The sequence below is a fragment of the Candidatus Phytoplasma citri genome (genome assembly GCF_002009625.1).
GTDB classification, from domain to species: domain Bacteria; phylum Bacillota_I; class Bacilli_A; order Acholeplasmatales; family Acholeplasmataceae; genus Phytoplasma; species Phytoplasma citri.
Genome location: NZ_MWKN01000073.1, coordinates 1 through 613, shown reverse-complemented (window position 1 = coordinate 613; position 613 = coordinate 1). Strand labels below are relative to the sequence as shown.

Below are 613 nucleotides of genomic sequence, written 5' to 3'. Positions count from 1 at the left end.
TTATGTCAACAACGGTTTCACTCGAAACTAAACTTTCGCGAACATTGAATAGAATTCAACATCGTTCATCAAACGGTTACTCTCTAAAAAGAGAGCTGCAGCAAGGGATGAATAACTTCTATAACACGTTAACAGCATTCAACAGAATCGCTGCTAACAAAGGGGCGGGAACACCGGGTATTGATAATGAAACCATTGATGGGATTAATCTAGAAAGACTAGAAAGATACCATCAGGAATACGTCAATAATGGTTATAACCCCAAACCAGTTAAAAGAATTCTCATTCCTAGTGATAATAAAGGAATTAGACCTCTGGGGCTACCCACGATCAAGGACCGGCTAATACAAAAATGCCTCGAACAACTCTTAACTCCCTATTTTGAAAATGTCTTCTCAGAATGGAGTTTTGGATTTAGAACCAAAAAATCTTGCCATGACGCCATCAAACGCGTCAAACAGAGAATCAAAGGAATTGACTACATTATCAAAATCGACTTAAAAGGCTACTTTGATACGATCAATCACAAGATTCTCATGAGAACCTTAAATCGGTTCATCAGAAAGAATAAAGTCCTCTCAACTATTAACAAATGGTTGAAAGCCGGCTTCAT

The 613-nt window shown here is 37.8% G+C and carries 1 protein-coding gene; it reads left to right on the top strand.

Annotated elements, in window-relative coordinates; genetic code table 11:
- Nucleotides 1–2: 2 nt before the first annotated feature.
- Nucleotides 3–613: reverse transcriptase domain-containing protein (locus B2G44_RS01955; RefSeq protein WP_257616376.1), on the top strand; the 611-nt coding region annotated here is incomplete at its 3' end.